Source organism: Ilumatobacter fluminis (genome assembly GCF_004364865.1).
Lineage (GTDB): Bacteria > Actinomycetota > Acidimicrobiia > Acidimicrobiales > Ilumatobacteraceae > Ilumatobacter > Ilumatobacter fluminis.
This window is the reverse complement of the sequence record NZ_SOAU01000001.1, coordinates 227372-246929: the sequence shown is the minus strand read 5'-3', so window position 1 is coordinate 246929 and position 19558 is coordinate 227372. Positions and strand designations below refer to the sequence as shown.

The 19558-nt window shown below is 68.3% G+C and carries 20 protein-coding genes; 6 read left to right on the top strand and 14 right to left on the bottom strand.

All coding sequences use genetic code 11. The features are described 5' to 3' along the window. Positions 1–72: 72 nt before the first annotated feature. The 4 genes from BDK89_RS01070 (at position 73) to BDK89_RS01055 (ending at position 4133) form a co-directional block, all read left to right on the top strand. Complete coding sequence (locus tag BDK89_RS01070; protein ID WP_133867192.1) at positions 73–867, top strand: esterase/lipase family protein; 795 nt, start codon at positions 73–75, stop codon at positions 865–867. 105 nt (positions 868–972) lie between these two features. Further along, positions 973–2376, top strand: a complete 1404-nt coding sequence (locus tag BDK89_RS01065; RefSeq protein WP_133867191.1) for an NAD-dependent malic enzyme — start codon at positions 973–975, stop codon at positions 2374–2376. A gap of 150 nt (positions 2377–2526) precedes the next feature. Then, positions 2527–3228 (top strand): hypothetical protein, encoded by a 702-nt coding sequence (locus BDK89_RS01060; RefSeq protein WP_133867190.1) that lies wholly within the window; start codon positions 2527–2529, stop codon positions 3226–3228. A gap of 407 nt (positions 3229–3635) precedes the next feature. Beyond that, positions 3636–4133 carry a hypothetical protein gene (locus BDK89_RS01055; protein ID WP_133867189.1) on the top strand — a complete coding sequence of 166 codons (498 nt, stop codon included), beginning with the start codon at positions 3636–3638 and terminating at the stop codon, positions 4131–4133. A 131-nt stretch (positions 4134–4264) separates the two neighbouring features. On the opposite strand, the gene BDK89_RS01050 is transcribed toward BDK89_RS01055, so the two are convergent. The 11 genes from BDK89_RS01050 to BDK89_RS01000 form a co-directional block, all read right to left on the bottom strand. Next, entirely contained in the window at positions 4265–8512 is a 4248-nt protein-coding gene (locus BDK89_RS01050) for a beta strand repeat-containing protein (RefSeq protein WP_133867188.1), read from the bottom strand. A gap of 11 nt (positions 8513–8523) precedes the next feature. Further along, positions 8524–9036: a phage tail protein gene (locus BDK89_RS01045; RefSeq protein ID WP_133867187.1), complete on the bottom strand. Its 513-nt coding sequence runs from the start codon at positions 9034–9036 to the stop codon at positions 8524–8526. 9 nt (positions 9037–9045) lie between these two features. Continuing rightward, positions 9046–9570, bottom strand: a complete 525-nt coding sequence (locus BDK89_RS01040) for a phage tail protein (protein WP_133867186.1) — start codon at positions 9568–9570, stop codon at positions 9046–9048. Positions 9571–9577: 7 nt separating this feature from the next. Further along, a complete protein-coding gene (locus BDK89_RS01035; protein ID WP_133867185.1) occupies positions 9578–10102 on the bottom strand; it encodes a phage tail protein in 525 nt (174 codons plus the stop codon). Then, the gene (locus BDK89_RS01030) at positions 10099–10548 is read right to left on the bottom strand and encodes a DUF6916 family protein (RefSeq protein WP_133867184.1); all 450 of its coding nucleotides are present in this window, start codon (positions 10546–10548) and stop codon (positions 10099–10101) included. Before BDK89_RS01030 ends, BDK89_RS01035 begins: the two co-directional genes overlap by 4 nt. Beyond that, on the bottom strand, positions 10545–11054 hold the full coding sequence (locus BDK89_RS01025) for a GNAT family N-acetyltransferase (RefSeq protein ID WP_133867183.1): 510 nt from the start codon (positions 11052–11054) through the stop codon (positions 10545–10547). Before BDK89_RS01025 ends, BDK89_RS01030 begins: the two co-directional genes overlap by 4 nt. Next, positions 11051–11383, bottom strand: a complete 333-nt coding sequence (locus tag BDK89_RS01020; RefSeq protein ID WP_424955272.1) for a DUF6916 family protein — start codon at positions 11381–11383, stop codon at positions 11051–11053. The genes BDK89_RS01025 and BDK89_RS01020 overlap by 4 nt, the downstream gene beginning before the upstream one ends. A 239-nt stretch (positions 11384–11622) precedes the next feature. Continuing rightward, positions 11623–12777, bottom strand: a complete 1155-nt coding sequence (glgA, locus tag BDK89_RS01015; RefSeq protein WP_133867181.1) for a glycogen synthase — start codon at positions 12775–12777, stop codon at positions 11623–11625. A 92-nt stretch (positions 12778–12869) separates the two neighbouring features. Next, positions 12870–13616: an amino acid ABC transporter ATP-binding protein gene (locus tag BDK89_RS01010; protein WP_133867180.1), complete on the bottom strand. Its 747-nt coding sequence runs from the start codon at positions 13614–13616 to the stop codon at positions 12870–12872. A 24-nt stretch (positions 13617–13640) separates the two neighbouring features. After that, complete coding sequence (locus BDK89_RS01005; protein WP_208293915.1) at positions 13641–14525, bottom strand: amino acid ABC transporter permease; 885 nt, start codon at positions 14523–14525, stop codon at positions 13641–13643. A gap of 41 nt (positions 14526–14566) precedes the next feature. Beyond that, positions 14567–15532, bottom strand: a complete 966-nt coding sequence (locus BDK89_RS01000) for an ABC transporter substrate-binding protein (protein WP_166657292.1) — start codon at positions 15530–15532, stop codon at positions 14567–14569. Between the two features lie 116 nt (positions 15533–15648). On the opposite strand from BDK89_RS01000, the gene BDK89_RS00985 reads away from it, so the two are divergent. After that, positions 15649–17457 carry a DUF4185 domain-containing protein gene (locus tag BDK89_RS00985; RefSeq protein WP_166657291.1) on the top strand — a complete coding sequence of 603 codons (1809 nt, stop codon included), beginning with the start codon at positions 15649–15651 and terminating at the stop codon, positions 17455–17457. 56 nt (positions 17458–17513) lie between these two features. Then, positions 17514–18170 (top strand): O-methyltransferase, encoded by a 657-nt coding sequence (locus tag BDK89_RS00980; RefSeq protein ID WP_133867175.1) that lies wholly within the window; start codon positions 17514–17516, stop codon positions 18168–18170. Between the two features lie 20 nt (positions 18171–18190). On the opposite strand, the gene BDK89_RS00975 is transcribed toward BDK89_RS00980, so the two are convergent. The 3 genes from BDK89_RS00975 to BDK89_RS00965 are packed head-to-tail and all read right to left on the bottom strand — an operon-like array spanning position 18191 to position 19406. Next, complete coding sequence (locus BDK89_RS00975) at positions 18191–18538, bottom strand: type II toxin-antitoxin system PemK/MazF family toxin (RefSeq protein ID WP_133867174.1); 348 nt, start codon at positions 18536–18538, stop codon at positions 18191–18193. Further along, positions 18532–18765 (bottom strand): ChpI protein, encoded by a 234-nt coding sequence (locus BDK89_RS00970; RefSeq protein ID WP_133867173.1) that lies wholly within the window; start codon positions 18763–18765, stop codon positions 18532–18534. The genes BDK89_RS00975 and BDK89_RS00970 overlap by 7 nt, the downstream gene beginning before the upstream one ends. 44 nt (positions 18766–18809) lie before the next feature. Continuing rightward, positions 18810–19406, bottom strand: a complete 597-nt coding sequence (locus tag BDK89_RS00965) for a hypothetical protein (protein ID WP_133867172.1) — start codon at positions 19404–19406, stop codon at positions 18810–18812. Positions 19407–19558: the final 152 nt, after the last annotated feature.

Sequence of the window (19558 nt, the reverse complement as noted above, 5' to 3'; positions counted from 1 at the left end):
ACTCCAGCATATGTCCGGATATTTGGGGCGCCGAACCCGCCGCACCGACGGCGCGGGCGTTATGGTCTGACCATGGCAGAGACCGACCGGGGGGCGGCGCCGCCCAATCACTGGCTGCGCCTCATGGAAGCACGAGCCGTGTTCGAGCTCGGGTCGGTGCTCGCGGCCGCGCCGTGGCTGCGGATGATCGGCCGTGGCGACAACCACCCGGTCCTCATCCTCCCCGGCTTCCTCGCTGACGACTCGTCCACCCTCCCGCTGCGCTACATCCTGCGCGGCCAGGGCTACTGGGTCGACGGGTGGGACCTCGGCCGCAACGTCGGCCCGACCCCGCACATCGTCGACGGGCTGATCGCCAAGCTGCAGATGATGCACGACCGCCACGACTCGCCGGTCACCCTGATCGGCTGGAGCCTCGGCGGCATCTACGCTCGCCGCCTCGCTCGCAAGTTCCCGCACCTGGTGCGGCAGGTGATCACGCTCGGGAGTCCGTTCCGGATCAACCCCGAAGACCGCAGCGCCGTGTCGCGCATCTACGACCGGCTGAGCCCGCAGCACATCCCGCTCGTGGAGGAGGCGCTCCCCGGCCACGACGCGGGTGAGCTGCTCGTGCCGGCGTCGTCGATCTACACCCGCTCCGACGGGGTGGTGCGCTGGTGGCAGTGTCTCGACGACGAGGGCCCGATCCGCGAGAACATCGAGGTGTACGGCTCCCACTCCGGCCTCGGGTTCAACCCGGCCGCGATCTTCGCGATCACCGACCGGCTCGCCCAGAAGCCCGGCGAATGGAAGAAGTTCCAGGCGCCGCCCGGCACGAGCCAGTTCTTCCCGAAGCCCGCCAACTGGCGCCCCACCGTCGCCGCCTGAGCACCGCAGCTCGCAGCCGCGCCGCCGGTTGACCGAGTGCGGGTTGTTGCATCCGACACACATCCCTTTTCCGGGCCGACACCGGGGCTGAGTACCGTTTCCGGCATGTCACGGCCTCCCGCCACCCAGTATTCGATCCACCTCCAAGTCACGCTCGAGAACATCCCGGGCGTACTCGGTCGGCTCGCAACGGAGATCGGGGCAGCAGGCGGCAACATCTTTGCCGTCGACGCGTTCGTCGCAAAGGGCGCCACGCTCGACCGCGACATGGTCGTGAACTGCAGCTCGGTCGAGCACCAGCACGAGGTCGTGGCCGCCGTCGAGAACACGCCCGGCGTGACCCTGCGCGCCTGGTGGGACCGCACGTTCCGCAAGCACGAAGGCGGCAAGATCGAGGTGCTGTCGCTCTACCCGGTCGGCGACCAGGACGACCTGTCGATGATGTACACCCCGGGCGTGGCCCGCGTGTGCAACGCGATCGCCGCCGACGAGACCCTCGCCGACGAGTACACGATCCGCAAGAACACCGTCGCCATCGTCTCCGACGGCACCGCGGTGCTCGGCCTCGGCGACATCGGCCCCAAGGGCGCCATGCCGGTGATGGAAGGCAAGGCGCTGTTGTTCAAGGAGTTCGGTCAGGTCGACGCCTTCCCGATCTGCCTCGACGTGTCGACGCCCGAGGAGATCATCGAGACCGTCGTGCGCCTGGCGCCGACGTTCGGCGGCATCAACCTCGAAGACATCGCCGCCCCCGGCGCCTTCCAGGTGGAAGAAGCGCTGAAGGAACGACTCGACATCCCCGTCTTCCACGACGACCAGCACGGCACCGCCGTCGTCACCCTCGCCGCGCTGTGGAACGCGCTGCGTATCACCGGCAAGAAGATGGAAGACCTGTCGATCGTGATCTCCGGTGTCGGCGCCGCTGGCGTGGCGATCGGCAAGATCCTGATGGGGGCCGGCGCGACGAACATCGTCGGCGTCGACTCGCGCGGCGCCGTGTACGACGGCCGCGACGGGCTCAACGAGTGGAAGCAGTGGTTCGCCGAGAACACGAACACCGACCGCAAGCAGGGCGCGTTGAGCGACGTCATGGCCGGCGTCGACGTGTTCATCGGCGTGAGCGCCCCCGACGTGCTCACCCAGGACGACATCAAGGCGATGAACGACGACCCGATCGTGTTCGCGATGGCGAACCCCGATCCGGAGATCCGTCCCGAACTGGCCGAGGGGCTGGTGCGGGTGATGGGCACGGGTCGCAGCGACTACCCGAACCAGATCAACAACGTGTTGGCGTTCCCCGGCATCTTCCGTGGCGCGCTCGACGCCCGGGCCAAGAGCATCACCGAGAACATGAAGCTCGCCGCCGCGAAGGCGATCGCCGAGTCGATCTCGGACGAGGACCTGAACGAGCAGTTCATCATGCCGCCGGTGTTCGACAAGAGCGTCTCGCAACGCGTCGCCGAAGCGGTCTGCGAAGCCGCCATCGCCGACGGCGTCACCCGCGCCTGACACAGAGGGGGTCAGGCACCTTCCGTTCGGCATGCCGGGACTCCCGGTCGGTCGAGCAACGGAAGGTGCCTGACCCCCTTTGTTCGACTCCGTTCGTCTCGGGGACATGTCCCCATGGCATGGTCGGCGCGGATCGGCCATGCTGTACGGATGCGGCTGACCACTCGACGCATCCTCGCCACCACGATCAGCGCTGCGCTCCTGGTGACCGCCTGCTCGTCGGGCGACGACGAGGCCGACTCGACGACGACCGCCGCACCGACCACGACCGCCGCCCCGGAGACCACGGCGGCGCCGGAGACGACGACCACCACCGAGGCGCCGCCGACCACCCCAGCGCCGACCACCACCCCGACGACCGAGCCCGCCCCGACCACCACCGAGCCGACCCCGACCACCCAACCCCCGCCCACCACCAACCCCGGCGACCCGAACTGGGTCGCCATCATCCAAGGTCTTCTCGAGACGCTGCACGACATCAACGAAGAGCCGGACGTCGATCGGATCAACGAGTTCTGCCTTGCGGGCGAGAACGATTGCCAGTCGACCATCGGAGAGGACGTTCAAACCTTTGTAGACAATGGCTGGCGAACGCAGGGCGTACCGGAGCCGGTTGTTCGGTCCGCCGTGGTGATGGATACGGCTGAAGGCCTCCCCGCCGCTGCGACGTGGGTGTGGGTACGAGCAGTAACTGAACCCGAGAACCTGGCCAACGCGGCAATCGTCGATCAGAACGGCGATGTGGTCTTCAACGTGACCGGCGATGAACCCGCCGAAGGGGAGACGCTGGATCTGTACCTGATCCAAGGCGTCGGCGGATGGCGCGTCCTTGCGATCTCGACGGCTGAATGATTAAGCCGGCGATCCTTACCACCATTGTGGCTATCGCAGCCTGTTGGTGCCCTCAAACCGCCTTCGCTCAGGACGAAGGTTGCCGACGCGTTGGACAGCGCTACGAATGCGTCGCTGGCGACGACCCGGAGCCGAAGCCGACTGTGACGGTGGTGGAGCGACCTGGCGGATCGAACACGTCGGTCGAGGTCCCGGCGAGTCCGGTCGTTTGGAGTCGATACCACATCCCGCCGACCGCAGTCGTTGATCCGCCACCGTGTCAGCGAATCCAGGAGACTGCGGACGAGATCGTCGTCACGTATGGAGCCATTTGGCTCGTGACGGTGTACAACACTGACTCTGGGGAACTGCTTGCGATCTACACGTATTGCGAGTGGCCGGGGGAGGATCCTCCTCAGCCTCCTCCTTTGCCGCAGCCTCCTGGTGAGACCGACGTCGAGACGCAGGAGATCCTGGCGCTCGAGGTCGGGATCAACCCGCCGGTCGACGGGTTCGGTGGGCTGACTCAGCTCGACACCTGGTTCTGGTGCGACGACCCCGGCATCGTCGACGTCGAAGCGCGCACCTCCGGATCCGTCGCCGCCGCGCAGGTCGGCATCAGCGAACTCGTCTGGACCATCACCGGTCCGAGCGGCGACACCACCCGCACCTCGACCACCTGCGGCACCGAGCCCGATCCCGACGGCAACGGCGAGGGCGCCGCCGCCACCTGGACACCCACCCAGACCGGCGATCACACGATCACCCTCGGCGCCACCTGGGAAGGCACCTGGACGGCCTCACTCGCCCTCGACGGATTCGGCTGGGTCACCGCCGGGCCGTTCGACCTGGCGCCGATCTCCATCACCGGTGAACCCGTCACCTACCCGGTCGTCCAGATCCAAACCGTCGGCGGCCGTCCGTAGATCGTCGAGGTCAGTCGGTTGAGGTCAGACCCCAACCGACGGACGCAACGGCCGGACCGACCGTCATGGTTTCGTCGGTTGGGGTCTGACCTCATCCGACGGGTGGCGGTTTCGTCGGTTGATGTCTGACATCAACCGACTGGGCGGTGGCGTTTGGTGGTGATGAGGGCGAGGCCGGCGATGACCATGGCGAGGGCGATCGGCACGAGGCCGGTACCGCCACCGCCGGTTGCGGGGATCTCGCCGGCGGGCGCGACGACCGTCACCGTGAACGACGTCGAGGCCGTGTTGCCCGCTGCGTCGACCGCCTGACACGTCACGCTGTTGGCACCGACCGACATGGTCGATCCCGACGCCGGGGTGCAGGTCACCGTCACCTCTCCGGAGTTGTCGGTCGCCGTGGGCGATGTGTACGTCACCGGGCCGCTGGTGCCCGACGACAGGTTGACGGACTGGTTCGTGCCGGACGAGATCGTCGGGTCTTCGTCGTCGACGACCTCGACCTGGAACGAGTCGGTGCTCACGTTGCCGGCGGCGTCGGCGGCCTGGCAGACGACGGTCGTCGTGCCGATCGGGAAGAACGAACCCGACGCCGGATCACAGATGATCCCGCTGCCGGGCGCCGCTTCACCGAGGCGGTCCCCCGCCGAGGCGGGAGCCGGGTCGCTCGACGTGACGACGAACTCGACGACGGCCCCGGGCTGGCCGGGGTCGGTGGAGGCGACGACGGTGGCGTCGGGCACCGCCAGGACGGGACCCGTCGTGTCGTAGGTGACGGTGTCGTCGGTCGAGGTCGACGCCGGGTTGCCATTGCCGGCGATGTCGACGACGGCGTCGGCGCCGATCTCGACCGTGATGGCTCCGTCGTTCACCGCGCCGCCGACTTCGACGGTGTACTCGGTCGGGCTGACTGCGGTGACCGACACGTCCGTCGCTCCGGCACTGCCGGTGACGATCACGTCGTCGGCCGTGAACCCGGTGACTTCCCGCGAGAACTCGACGGTGAACGACACCGGCAGTTCGTTGGTCGGGTCGGCCTGGTCAATGGCCTGGTCGATGGTGACCATCGGCGAGGTCAGATCGATCGTGACGACGAAGTCGGGCGACGGCGTCGCGACGCTCGCGTTGCCCGCCAGGTCGCTCGCCGCCCCGTCCGGGACCAGGGCGACGACGTCGCCTTCGTCGGTGAAGCCGCTGACGGTCACGTCGTACACCGTCGGACCGCCGGTGACGACGGCCGTGAGCGTGCCGGGGGTCGTGCTCGTCGACAGATCGACGTCGGTCTCGTCGAAGCCGGTCACCGGTTCGGAGAACGTCACCGTGAACTGCGGGTCGCTGTTCGTCGGGTCAGGCTGACCGGCCGCCTGGACGATCTGGCTGGTCGGCGCCGTCTGATCGACGGTCACCTCGTTATCGACCGAGGTCGAGGCGAGGTTGGTGTTGCCACCGGCGTCTTGGGCGGCGCCGGCCGGCAGGTCGAGTGTGACGGTGCCGCTCGTCGAGATACCGGTGACGGTCGCCTCGTAGTCGGTGCCGCTGCCGGTGAGCGAGAGGCCGGCCGAGGTGGCGGTGCCACCGACATCGAACGCCGGACCGGTCAATCCGGTCACCGGTTCGGAGAAGGTGACCGTGAAGATCGCAGTCGTCCCGTTGGTCGGGTCGTCTTGCGTCGCAGCTTGCTCGACGGTAACGGTCGGAAGCGTTGCGTCGTACGTGACGGTGCCGTCGGTCGAGGTCGACGCGACGCTGGCGTTACCGGCCGCATCGGAAGCGGCGGCCGCGTCGACCGAGGCGGTGACGTCGCCGTCACCGGTCATCCCCGACACGGCGACCGTGTAGTCGGTGGTGCTCACCGGCGTGACGACCACCGTCGTCGGACCGGCACTGCCGCCCACGGTCACGTCGCCGTTGTCGAACCCGGTCACTGGCTCGGAGAACACGACGTCCAAGGTGATCGGCGAGGTGCCGGTGGGATCGTCTTGTCCGGTCGCCTGATCGATCGTCACGGTCGGCGCGGTCTGGTCGACCGTGACCGTCGCGTCGGTCGACGCCTGCTCGAGGCTGGTGTTGCCGGCGCCGTCGCTGGCAGCACCGTCGGCGACCGAGACGACCACGTCGCCGTCGCCGGTGTACCCGGAGACGGTCACCGTGTAGACGTCGGGGCCGCCGGTGACGACCGCGCTCAGCGTGCCGGGCGCCGTGCTGCCCGTGAAGTCGACGTCGCCGTCATCGAACCCGGTGACGTCCTCCGAGAACGTCACCGTGAACTCCACCGACGAACCGTTGGTCGGGTCGGCCTGGCTTGCCGCCTGCTCGACCTGGCTGGTCGGCGCAGTGCCGTCGTAGGTGACGGTGTTGTCGGTCGAGGTCGACGCCAGGCTGCTGTTGCCGGTGGCGTCGGTCGCCGCGGCTGCGGCAAGCGAGGGAATGACCGTGCCGTCACCGGCGGGGCTCAAGGAGATGGTGTAGGCCGTCGGGCCACCTCCGAGGGTCACGCCGATCGGCGCCGGGGCCGTGCCGCCGACGGTGAGGCCGGCGCCTGCGGTCCAGGTGACCGGCTCGGAGAACACGACGTCGAACACGACGGGCAAACCGTTCGTCGGGTCGTCTTGACTCGCGGCCTGTTCGACCGTCACGGTCGGGATCGCATCGACGTAGACGGTGTCGGAAGCACTGTCGTTGCCGGGGACCTCGTCGACGAAGCCCGGCGCCGTCGCGATGGTCGCCGTGTTGGTGACGGTTCCCTGGGTCGTGCCCGCGGTGCCGTTGATGGTGATCGTGCCGCTTCCACCGGCCGGGATGGTGACGTCCCACGAATAGTCGTCGCCGGCTCGCTGGGTCGGGGTCGGGCCGGTCGAGCTGAAGCTGTCGAACGTGACACCGGTCGGCGCCAGGTCGGTGATGATCGCGTCCGCTGCGATCGGGCCGTTGTTGGCATACGCGATCACGTAGGTGACGACGCCGCCTTCCAACACCGGATCGGCCGAGGTCAGGGTCATCGAGGTGATCTCGAGATCGGTCGCCGGGACGACGAACTGTCCGAAGACTTGTGTGTTGCCGGTGCCGGCGTCGTCGCCGATCCAGACGGCCGCGTACTGGGCGCCGCTCGCCGGGGCGACGTCGGGATGACCGGTCGAGTTGGGCGCCGTCATGTCGCTGATGACCTCCGGCGCTTCGACCACGGCAGCACCGGCGTCGAGCACCGTGTGGATCACCTCGTTGTCGCCGGGGCCGGTGAGCGTGCCGTGGTCGCCCGCCCAGACGACCGAGTAGAGCCCGGTGTCGGCGTTGTATGCCACGGCAGGGGCCTGCGGCACGTTGAGCGCGCCCCCGGTACCGCTGACGTCGACCGCGTTGGACCCGACGCTGATGCTGCCGCCGGTCGCCGTGATGGGCGCGGCGGCCACCTCGAAGTCGTTCCCGGCGCCGTTGTCGTGCTCCCACACCACCAGCGCATTGGAGCCGGTCGGGTCGCCGGCGATCGCGGGGTCGTAGGCCTCGTCGTTGACGGCGTCGGTGCTGATCAGCGTGTCGCCACCGATCTCGGTCAGATCGACTGCGTCGACGAGCTGGCCGTAGATCTCGAAATTGAACGAGAGGTCGTTGCCGTGCCAGACGACAGCGTAGGCGCCGTTCAGCGCAGCGACCGCCGGCGAACGGGCATCGGTGCCGCCGTCGCCGTCGACACCGAGGTTCGAGATGCGGGTGTCGGTGCCGAGTTCGCCGAGCGTGTTGGTCAGCAGCTGTCCGAAGATCTCGGTCTCACCGTTCACCAGTGGTGCCGTATCGTCGTCGCCCTCCCACACCACGAGGAACTCGTTCCGTGCCGCGTTGTAGGCGACCGCCGGTTCGCCGGCGTCGTAGCTGCCGCTGGCGTCGTTCGACCCCATGTCGCTGATCTCGGTGAGCGAGCCGATGAGCCCACCCGCAGGCGAGACCCGCTGGGCGTAGATCTCGAACGTCGACGTGATGATGCCCCCGCCATCGGGTGCGTCGTCACCGGCCATCACGACGACGTACTCGTTGTTGGTCGAGTTCCAGGCCACGTCGGGGTCGATCACACCAGTGGTCGGATCGCCCGATCCGAGCTGTGCGATGGTGAAGGCGCCGCCTGTCGGTGCACCGGCGCCGTCGATGATTCGGCCGAAGATGCGCGGCTCGAGCGAGCCGTCGGTTTCGGCCCAGACCACGAGGTATTCGTCGTCGGTCTCGTTGTAGGCGACCGCGGTCCGGCTCGGTGCGTTGGCGAACTGTGAGATCTGGAAGTCGTCGGGGCCGAGCTCGGCGGCGCCGGTGGGCGCTGCGCCGGACAGCGCGACCGTCGTGCCGGCGACCAGCGCGAGCGCTGTCACCGTTTGGAGCAGTGTGCGTCGTTTCATGGTGACTCGATTCAGTCCCGCGACGGGAACAATCCCTGGAGAGCGATGATGTAGTTGACGACCTGGAACGGCTGCATGTTCTGGTGCGCCTGGCCGTTGCCGAAGCTCGAGACGCTCGATGGGTGCATCGCACCGTCAGCGGTGGCGGCGAAGCCGTTCACCCCGTCGTCGGCCCACGCTGCGTTGGCCGGTGTGTCGGTCTGAGCTTGGCTCGAGGTGGCCGTCGCGAAGTGGGTGTGGTTCGGGATCTCGGCAGCGGTGAGTGTGTGCGTCTCCTCGCCCGACTTCTCACCGAGCGTTCGTGGCGTCAGCCCATTGCCCGTTCCGGCGTGGATCGGTGCGCGTCCACGCATGTCCGGGAGGGCGAAACTCGTGCGACCGTCGCCGCCGTAGGTGGTGCCGAGCAGTGAATACAGCGACTGGTTCTGGTTGATCGGCAGGATCTGGCCGTCGCAGAACGCCCACCCGCGTGGAGCGAAGTTGGCGGCGAAGATGCGGATCTCGGCGAGGAATGGTTCGGACACGATGACTCCTCAGCTGCGCGTCGGGTAGAGCCCGACGAGGGCGATGATGAAGTTGACGACGATGAACGGCTGCATGTTGTTGTGTGGCTGGTTGCCACCCACCGGCGTGAGCGCGTCGGCCGCCAGTTGCTGCCCGGTGGTGATGGTCGCCTGCGGGCGGTACTGCGGCTCCTCCGACAGTCCGGGTACGGCGCCGATCGGTGACGAGGCGTTGTTGTCGTCGCCGGTCGACTGCACGACGTGGGCGTGGTTGGGGATCTGCGCCTCGCTCAACGAGACCGCCTCGAGGCCGGTGCGTTGTCCGAGTGTGCGAACCGTCAGACCGGGTCCGCGGCCCGGGTGCATCGCGGCCCGTCCCCGGAGGTCGGGCAACGCGACCGTGGTGCGGCCGTCACCGCCATAGGTGGTGCCGAGCAGCGAGAACAGGGCCGTGTTCTGAGCGATCGGGAGGAGCTGGCCGTCGCAGAACGCCCAGCCGCGCGGTGCGAAGTTGCCGGAGAAGATGCGGATCTCGGCGAGGAATGGTTCGGACATGGCGACCTCAGTTCCTGCTCGGGTAGATGCCGAACAGAGCGATGATGTAGTTCACACACAGCGCCGGTGCGAGGTTCGTGTGCGACTGGCTGCCACCGACGTTGTCGGTCGTCTCCATCGACACGGAGCCGGGGCTGCCGGCATCGACGTTCTGGTAGCGGGCGGTGAGTGGCACCGCCGCCGGATAGTTACCGACCGGGCTGGTCGACGTACCGCCCTGGCTCGACGCCCTGACCGGATGAGTGTGACTCGGCATCTCGTTCGAGGTGATGGTCACGTTCTCGCTGCCACCTTTGAGGCCCAGCCGCCGTTCCGAGAGCCCGGGTCCGGTCCCGGCGTGGAGGGCGAGGCGACCGCGGAGGTCGGGGAGCCCGAACGTCGTTCGGCCGTCGCCTCCGTAGATGGTGCCGATCAACGAGAACAGGGCGTCGTTCTGGCTGACGGCGAGGAGCTGCCCGTCACACAGTGCCCAGCCGCGGGGTGCGAAGTTGCCGCCGAACATGCGGATCTCGGCAACGAACGGTTCGCTCATGGCGTGCTCCCTTCATCGACGGGTGTCCATCGGTTCACCATCACCTCGTACAGCGACCGTCCGACGGCGCCGCCGGCCGGGGTGACGAAGAGCGGGATCCGCCCGAACGCCCCGGATCGCAGGTCGTAGGTGGCGGCGGGCAGGTCGGTGGCGTCGCTCGAGAAGCGGGCGACGAACTGTCGTGCCGGGTCGACCATGCCGGCCGGAAGATCGAGCACCTCGACCAGCTGCAGAGTGGCGCCGGCGAGCGGGCCGGCCGTGATGCGGAAGGTCTCGCCGATGTGCTCCGTGAGGGCAGCTCGATCGAACACGTCGCTCGTTCCGGAGCCCAGCGGATTCGGGATCAACCCGAGCCCCGGACCGGCGACGGTCGCAGCGGCAGCAGCGGCGACGCCCCCGATCAGGAGTTCACGGCGCCCGACGGCGGGCGCGATCGTGCGGTTCATGTGGTGTCCTTCCTCGCCGGTGGGCGACGCAGACGTTCGTGGAGTTCGGTGGTGGCGATGGCCCGGAATCCGAGCCGGTCGTAGAGGCGGCGCGCCGGGTTGCCGTGCGCGACGGTGAGTTCGACGTCGGTGCCACGTCGGTCGGCTGTGTCGACGACCTCGGCCAGTACTCTGCGACCGATGCCACGGTGGCGATGCTGTTCGGCGATCACGATGTCGACGACCACGATGGTGGGGGCATCGTGCAGGCCGTCGACGATCAGCGCCCCGACCGGTTCACCCTCGAGTTCGATGACGAGGTGTTCCGCCGCGGGGAACTGGTGCCCGTAGCCGGCGACGCGGGCGTCGTACTGCTGGTCGCACAGGTCGGCCAGGGTCGGCTCGGGCAGCCCGAGCGGTGCGAACTCGGCTCGTTTCGTCTCGGCGAACCACGACCGTCGCAGTTCCTCGTCGGCCGTTTCGGCCGGTCGGACGGAGACCGACGCAGTGGCGGTCGGCGAGGTCATCCGTCGGCCGTCTCGTCGCGGCGAGCGCTGATGATCGCCTCGTAGGTGGAGCCGCCGTCGTCGGATCCGATCGCGACGACGAAGAGTTCGACGGTGCCGAGCGTCGGGTGCGTGAGGGTCAGGTTGCCCTGCGTCGGCTCGGTCGTGGCGGCGATGTCGAACAGCAGCGAGTACGACTCGAACGGGCCTTGCGGCGTGGGGTCGGAGACGCGTCGGAGCGTGACCTCCATCCCGTCCGCTGCGGTGAACACGTCACCCTGCGCTGCCGCCCACTGCGCGTGGGACGGCTGCCCGCTGTCCAAACCCGTACCTCGATTCCGCTGTTGCACCCCCGCTGTGGGCGCAACGGCCACCCTTCCAGACCCATAACGCCCGTGTCAACGACAGCAGCGTTCAGGTCTCGTGAAGGTCTCGAGGGGAAGGTCGGATGAGGTCAGACCCCAACCGACGAACCATGATGGTCGATCCGGCCGTTGCGTCGTCGGTTGGGGTCTGACCTCATCCGACGGTTGGCGGTTCGTCGGTTGGGGTCTGACCTCATCCGACGGTTGGACATCAACCGACTTGGCTACAAGAGCGACTGGTAGATGTCGACGGTCTTGCGGGCGGCGGCGTCCCAGCCGAACTGGTCGACGGCTCGGGTGCGGCCGGCCTTGCCCATCGCGTCGGCACGGGACGGGTCGAGGATCACGGCGTCGATCGCCTCGGCGAGGTCGCGCTCGAAGCCCTCGGTGTCGTCGGCGTCGTAGTGGACGAGGGTGCCGGTGTCGCCGTCGGCCACCACCTCGGGAATGCCACCGACGTCACTGGCGACGACCGCCGTCTCGCATGCCATCGCCTCGAGGTTCACGATGCCGAGCGGTTCGTACACCGACGGGCACACGAAGACGGTGCCGTGAGTGAGCACCTGGCGGACCTCGTCGCGCGGCAGCATCTCCGACACGAGGAACACACCGTCACGAGCCGCTCTCAGGTCGGCGATCGCCGCGTCGGTCTCCGCCTTCAGCTCCGGCGTGTCGGCGGCGCCGGCGAGGAGCACCAGCTGCGCCGACTCGTCGAGTTGGAGCGCAGCGCGCAGCAGGTGCGGCACACCCTTCTGGCGGGTGATGCGACCGACGAACACGACCGACGGTCGGTCGAGGTCGACGCCCAGTCGTTCGAGCACGGCGGTGTCGGGGTCGGGTCGGTAGAACTCGGTGTCGATGCCGTTGTGCACCACGTGCACCTTCGCCTCGTCGAGCTGCGGGTACGACGCCATGACGTCGCGCTTCGATCCGTGGCTGACGGCGATCACCGCATCGGCCGCCTCGTAGGCGGTCTGCTCGGCCCACGAGCTGACGGCGTAACCGCCGCCCAGTTGCTCGGCCTTCCACGGTCGCTGCGGTTCGAGCGAGTGTGAGGTGACGACGTGCGGGATGTCGTGCAGCAGCTTCGACCAGTGGCCGCCCATGTTGGCGTACCAGGTGTGGGAGTGGACGAGATCGCAGCCGGCGGTCCGGTCGGCCATGCCGAGGTCGGCGGCCAGGGTGCGCAGCGCGGCGTTGGCGTCGGCGAGGAAGGGTTCGTGCTCGGAGTGGGCGGTGGCACCGTCGCGCGGCTCGCCCATGCAGTGGACGTCGACGTCGACGAGCTTGGTCAGCTCACGGACGAGGAAGTCGACGTGAACACCCGCTCCCCCGTAGACGTCCGGCGGATACTCCCGAGTCAAGATCCCAACGCGCACGTCCTGAACTGTAAGCGACAGCGGGAACAGAAGGGGTCAGGCACCTTCTGACCTTCCACGCCCTGACCCCATCTGGTCATGACCCCTTCTGTTCAGATGCGGCCGGCTTCTCTCACTCGGCGGAGGAACTGGGCGGTGCGTTCGTGTTCGGGCGAGCCGAACAGATCGTTCGGTGCGGCGTCTTCGAGGACGCGACCTTCGTGGAGGAAGCAGACCCGGTCGGCGACGTCGCGGGCGAAGCCCATCTCGTGGGTGGCGAGCAGCATCGTCATGCCGCGGCCGGCCAGCTCGCGGATGACGCCGAGCACCTCACCGACCAGTTCGGGGTCGAGCGCCGAGGTGACCTCGTCGAGCAGCAGGATCTCGGGGTCGGCCATCAGGGCACGCACGATGGCGGCACGCTGGTTCTGTCCGCCGGAGATGCGGTTCGGGTATTCCTCGACCTTCTCCCCGAGCCCGAACCGTTCGAGCAACTCCCGCGCCTTGGCCTCGGCGGTCTTGCGGTCGACGCCGAGCGCACGGCGCGGGCCGAGGGTGCAGTTGTCGAGCACCGACATGTGCGGGAACAGGTTGTACGACTGGAACACGATGCCGACGCGACGGCGCACCGCGTTGGCGTCGGTGTTCTTGGCGGTGATGTCGACGCCGTCGAGATGGATCGAGCCGGAGTCGAGCGGGTCGAGCAGGTCGATGCAGCGCAGGAGGGTCGACTTGCCGGATCCGGACGGGCCGATCAGGCAGACGACCTCGTGCTCCTCGACGTCGAACGACATGCCGGCCAGCACGACCTTGTCGCCGTACGACTTGTGCACGTCTCGGATCTCGAGCTTGGCCGTCATCGTTCCTCCATCACGTCGAGCTCATCACACCAGGGTCTGGGAACGGCGGGCTCGGTCTCGGGCGACATACCAGTCGACGAAGCGGGTGAGCGGGATGCTGATCGCGAGGAACAGCACGGCCGCCACGACGTACGACGTGTAGTTGAACGTGCGGGTCGTGTAGATCTGCGCCTCGCGCACGGCGTCGCGGACACCCAGCACGGCGATCAGGGCGACGTCTTTCTGGAGCGAGACGACGGTGTTCATCAGGGCGGGCACCACGTTGCGGATCGCCTGCGGCAGGATCGCATGGCGCAGCGACTGCCACTGGGTGAGGCCGAGCGCGCGGGCCGACGAACGCTGGCTCTCGGGCACGGCGTCGATGCCGGAGCGATAGATCTCGGCGGTGTACGCCGAGTAGCTGAGCACGAGGGCGACCATGCCCCAGAAGGTGGAGCTGTTCGGCAGCCCGTCGATGTCGAGCGCCGGCACGCCGAAGCCGAGCAGCAGGATCAGCAGGATGAGGGGGATGCCGCGGAAGACGTCGGTGAAGATCACGGCCAGGAGCCGGATCGGGAAGAAGGCAGGTCCGCGGAGGCTGCGCATCACGGCGATGAGCAGGGCCACGAACGGGATCGTGAGCATCGAGTAGATGAACAGCTCGATGTTGAGCCAGAAGCCGTCGAGGACGAGCGGCCAGCTCTCCCGGAAGTCGTCCGGGTTGAAGAACTGGTCGCGGACACGCGGCCAGTTCGGGCTGTTGACGACGAGCAGGAAGCCGCCGCCGAAGAAGACGACCGTCGAGATGACGGCAACGATGCCGGCGCGCGCGCCTTCCTGGCGCAGCATGTCGGCGGTGTTCTCGAAGAACGAGCGACGACGCGGGAGCCCACCCGGCAGCCCGCCGGGCTGCGGTTCGGGTGCGCTCACCGCGTCGTCCTCATGTTCGGTGTATCTGGGTTACCGGTCGATCAGCTGTCGAAGACCGGGATGTCGCCGCCGGCGGCGAGCCATTCCTGCTCGAGCGCCTCGAGGGTGCCGTTGTCGCTCAGCGTCTGCAGTGCCGCGTTCACGCACGGCACGAGCGGGTTGCCGTCTTCGAACAACATGCCCAGTTCGTCGGGCGCGTCGCCCTCGGGCAGGATGCCGATGATCGAAGCGTCGGTGATCTCGACGGCGGTGATGTAGTAAGCGGTCGGCAGGTCGAACACGATCGCGTCGACCTGGCCGGCGTCGAACGCGGCCTTTGCGGCCGAGTTGTCGTCGTACACCTGGACCTCGCCGTCGGGATCGATGATCGCCTCGGCGTAGTCGAGGCTGGTCGTGCCGATCGCGGCGCCGATGCGCAGCGGCTTCAGGTCGGCGATGCTCGTCGCCGACGCTGCCGGCGAGTCGGCGGCGCCGATGATGGCCTGGTCGACGGTGTAGTAGCCATCGGAGAAGTCGACGACCTCGTCACGCTCGGGGGTGATCGAGTACTGCTGGATGTTGAAGTCCCAGTCCTTCGAACCCGGGGCGATGACCTCGTCGAAGCCGGTGCGCACGAAGGTGACCTGGTCGGCGGTGAAGCCCATCTCCTCGGCGAGCGCGAACACGAGGGCACCCTCGTAGCCGGTGCCGGTGCTCGGGTCGTCGAAGTCGTCCTCGCCGGCGCCCATCCACGGCGGGAACACGGTCTCGCCGGTCGCGACGGTGAGCATGCCTTCCTGCACGAGCGGAAGCGGGTTGCACTCGCCGGCTGCCTCGGTGGTGGCCGTGGTCGTCTCGGTGGACGGCTCCTCGGCGGGTTCCTCGGCGGGTTCTTCGCTCGGCTCCTCGGCGGGTTCCGGTGCCGCCGTGTCGACGGTGTCGTCGGCGGTCGTGTCGTCGTCGTCACCGCATGCTGCGGCCACGAGCGACAGCGCCAACACGCCTGCTGCCAATGATCGTGCCTTCATGGTTCCTCCCTAAATCGGCCCAATCGTGAAGTGCCGGAGTGTAATGGCGGCCACGACGGATGAGCCCGGCCGCATTTCGGGAAAGCCGTCGGGCCGAGCGCGCTACCTTCTTCTCCATGCGTGGCGGACGGATGACAGGGCTGATGGTCGCGTCCGCGCTCGCCCTCGCCGCCTGTTCCGGTGGCGACGACTCGGCCGAGACCGGCGGCCCCACGGGCACCGTCGACGCGACCACGGCGCCAGCCACGTCACCGAGCGGCACGGAGCCCGCCACGACTCCGACCACCGCCGCGCCCACCACGGCGCCGCCGACGACCACGGTGCGATCGACCGTTGCCACCACGCCCCCGTCGACGAGCGAACCCGAACCGTTCGTGCCGCCGAGCCGCACTCGCGTCGTCGTGACCGGGCCGGAGGAGATCGTGTTCGACTGGACCGACGACCGCTGCGAGGATGCCAACATCCCCGACATCGCGGCGCGTGCGTTCCGCTCGGCCGACGGTCGGGTGAACCTCACGATCGGCCACTGGGACACGTACGCCATGGTCGGCCCGTCGCTCGGTGAGGTCGTCAGCGATTGTTCGGCGCCGATCCTCTCGTCGCCGTACGGCCCCGACCCGGCAACGTTCACCGATTCGTGGTGGATCGGCTCGCCGTACACCGACGACGGCACCACCGTGTACGCCGTCGTGCACAACGAGTACCGCGGCGACACCCATCCGGCGACCCGGCCCGACCAGTGCCCGTCGGGCGAGCGACTCCCCTGCCTCGACACCTCGTTCGTGATGGTCGTGTCGACCGACGGCGGCCGCACCTTCGCGCCGGTCGCCGATCCGCCCGGCCACATGATCGCCACGCTCCCCTACACGTACCGCGACGACACGGTGCCGTCGGGCATCCGCCAGCCGAGCAACGTCGTGCGTCACAGCGACGGCTTCTACTACCTGTTCGGAAACGTCAGCGACCAGCCCGACGAGCGCCAGTGGGTGTGCGCCATGCGGACCGACGATCTGGCCAACCCGTCGGCGTGGCGCTACTGGGACGGCTCCGGCTTCACGGGTGAGTGGCTCGACCCGTACACCGAGACCGCGACCGCCGGCGACAAGTGCGCGCCGCTGGCCGACGCCGAACTCGGCGGGTCGGTGCAGGAGAGCGTCGTCTACGACGAGGCGCTGGGCGGCTACGTGATGGTCGGCATCAGCGCGAACACTGTCACGTACGACGACGAGTGGGGCGTCTACTACGCCACCAGCGAGAACCTCGTCGACTGGACGCTGCGTGAGTTGCTGATCGAGCTGCCGTCCGGTCTGGCGGTCGCCGACCCGGCGAACGAGCTGGTGTACGCCTACCCGTCGATCATCGACCCCGACAGCGCCAGCCCGAGCTTCGGCACGAGCGACGGCGAGATGTACCTCTACATCTCGCGGTTCAACTTCGGCGGCAACAGCCTCGACCGCGACCTGGTGCGCTATCCGATCGCCGTCGTGGAGGAGGAGATCCCCGCCCCGGCGTGGACGTTCGACACCGATGGCGACACCGAAGGCTGGTTCGCCGACAACGACCTCGACGCGTTCGAGGCGGTCGACGGTGTGCTGCGGATGGAGTCGACCGGCGACGACCCCTGGTTCCTGTCGAGCGAGATCGTGCTCCCCGCCGTCTACGACCGCATGACGATCCGCATGAAGGCGCCCGGTGCCGACGGCGAGTACGCCCAGCTGTTCTGGACCGAGGCAGGCGTCGGCGAGACGACCGAGGCGCAGTCGACGGTGTTCGAACTGCGTGACGTCGACGACTTCCGCGACATCGTCGTCGATCTCGGCGGCATCCCGACCTGGCAGGGCACGATCCGAGCGCTGCGCCTCGACCCGGTCGAGTCGGCCGGTCGCACGATCGAGATCGACAGCATCACGTTCTCGAACTCCTGACGCGTCGACCTCGACGCACCGGTGGCACCGGGCCCTGTCTGTGGTAGCCAGTCGGCATGCGTTGGATCCAGATGGACGATTCGGTCTTCGAGTACGTGCAGCGGCACGCGAACCCGTCGCACGACCCGGTGAGCGAGCAGCTCGCCGCCACGACCCAGGAGCGCTGGGCCGACCGCGCCGGGATGAACATCGGCCCCGATCAGGGTCACTTCCTGGAGATGATGGTCGCGATCACCGGCGCCGAGCTGGTGGTCGAGGTGGGCACCTTCACCGGCATGTCGGCGCTGTGGATGGCACGAGCGCTCCCCGAGCACGGACGGATGGTCTGCTTCGACATCACCGACCAGTACCTCGACATCGCCACCGAGGCGTGGGACGCGGCCGGGGTCACCGATCGCATCGAGATGGTGATCGGCCCGGCGGCCGACCGCATCGCCGAGTACGACTTCGACCGACCGATCGACCTCGCCTTCGTCGACGCCGACAAGCCGGGCTACCAGTCGTACCTCGACCTGCTCCTCCCCCGCCTGTCCGACCGTGGCGTGATCGTGGTCGACAACGTGCTGTGGAGCGGCGCCGTGGTGGGCGACGAAGCACAGGACGAGTCGACGGTCGCGCTGCGCGCCTTCAACGACGGCGTCGCCGAGCGCGACGACGTGGTCGCCGTGATGCTGCCGATCGGCGACGGCGTCACGATGATCCGCCGCCGCTGATCGATCGCACCACTCGCGTTTCAGTCGAGAGCGAGTGCGAGGCGGAGGCCAGCGTCGAGTTCGTCGAGCTTCGCGAGCGACAACTCGCCCGAGCGATCGGTGAGCGTTCGCTTGTCGAGTGTCGTGAGCTGACTCACGTTGACGACGGAGTCGTTGTCGAGCCCGACGTCACCTCGGTCGAGTTCGACGTTCCCGGGTGCAGCGGCGAGGGCCGTGTTCGAGGTGATCACGGCGACGAGCACCGTGCCGATCCGGCTCCGGTTGAACGAGTCGGACGACACGACGACCACGGGTCGCCGACGCCCCGGGCCGGATCCGGCGGGTTCGCCGAGGTCGGCCCACCAGACATCGCCCCGTCGAATCACCACGGCTCGGCTGCGAGCGTCGAGTTGGCGACCGCCACGATCGGATCGACCGGCACCGACGAATCGGCATACAGCGCATCGAGTTGTCGCGTGACGTCGTCGTCACCGGCCGACGCCAGGAGCATCGCCAGCGCCTCGGCGTAGAGCGCTGATCGGCTGACGCGGCGCTCGCGCGCCAAGGCGTCGGCCGCCTCGAACAGTGCATCGGGAATCGACACCGCCGTTTTCACGGTTCGAGTATAACTCGGTATGACCACGCAGGTGACGGACAGCATCACGCCGCCCATCGGAGGCCATCGCTGCGCACGATCGGCAGGCGGGCGTCGACCACGGGACAGCCGCCGACCGTGATCGCGTCGGCCAACTCGGCCATCAGACGCTCGATCGCCAGCTCGACTCGCACGACGTCCATCACGTTGTCGGCGTCGACGACGACGGCTCGGGCCACGACGCGTCGGCCGTCGGTGAAGCGTTCACCGCACCACCCGGATCGCAGCAACCACAGCGCCCAGTCGGTGACGTCGAGTTGCTCGAACGAGTGCTCGCAGTCGTCGCCACACCGCTCGGCATGGACGTCGTACCACCGCTCTTCGAGTTCGTCGAACAGCCCGCTCGCCTCGGCTCGTGCCGCCGAGCGGACGGCATGCCACCCCTCGAGCAGGATCGGAGCGTTCGGCCCGACGACGACCTGATCGAAGATCAGCACGTCACCGTTCGCACATCGATTCGTGACGGCGTCGCACCAGGCGGCGAGGTGGCGCGTCGCCACCTCGAGGGTGACGCCGGCCGCAGCGGCGACCAGCGCCGGCGTGATCGGCAGGCGTGCGTCGACGCGTCCGGCCATCGGGGCCGGTGGTCGTTCTCGGATCATGTTGTTCCCTCCCCGGGACGGTCGGAGTGGGGAAGTCGGTGATCGCGAGCGTACGACGGGGGTGTGACACCGTCGTTGCGCCGTGACGCCGGCCTGCCACCAACCGGCCATGCCGTTGCGCCGACCACCGCCGGCAGTGCGCCGACCACCTC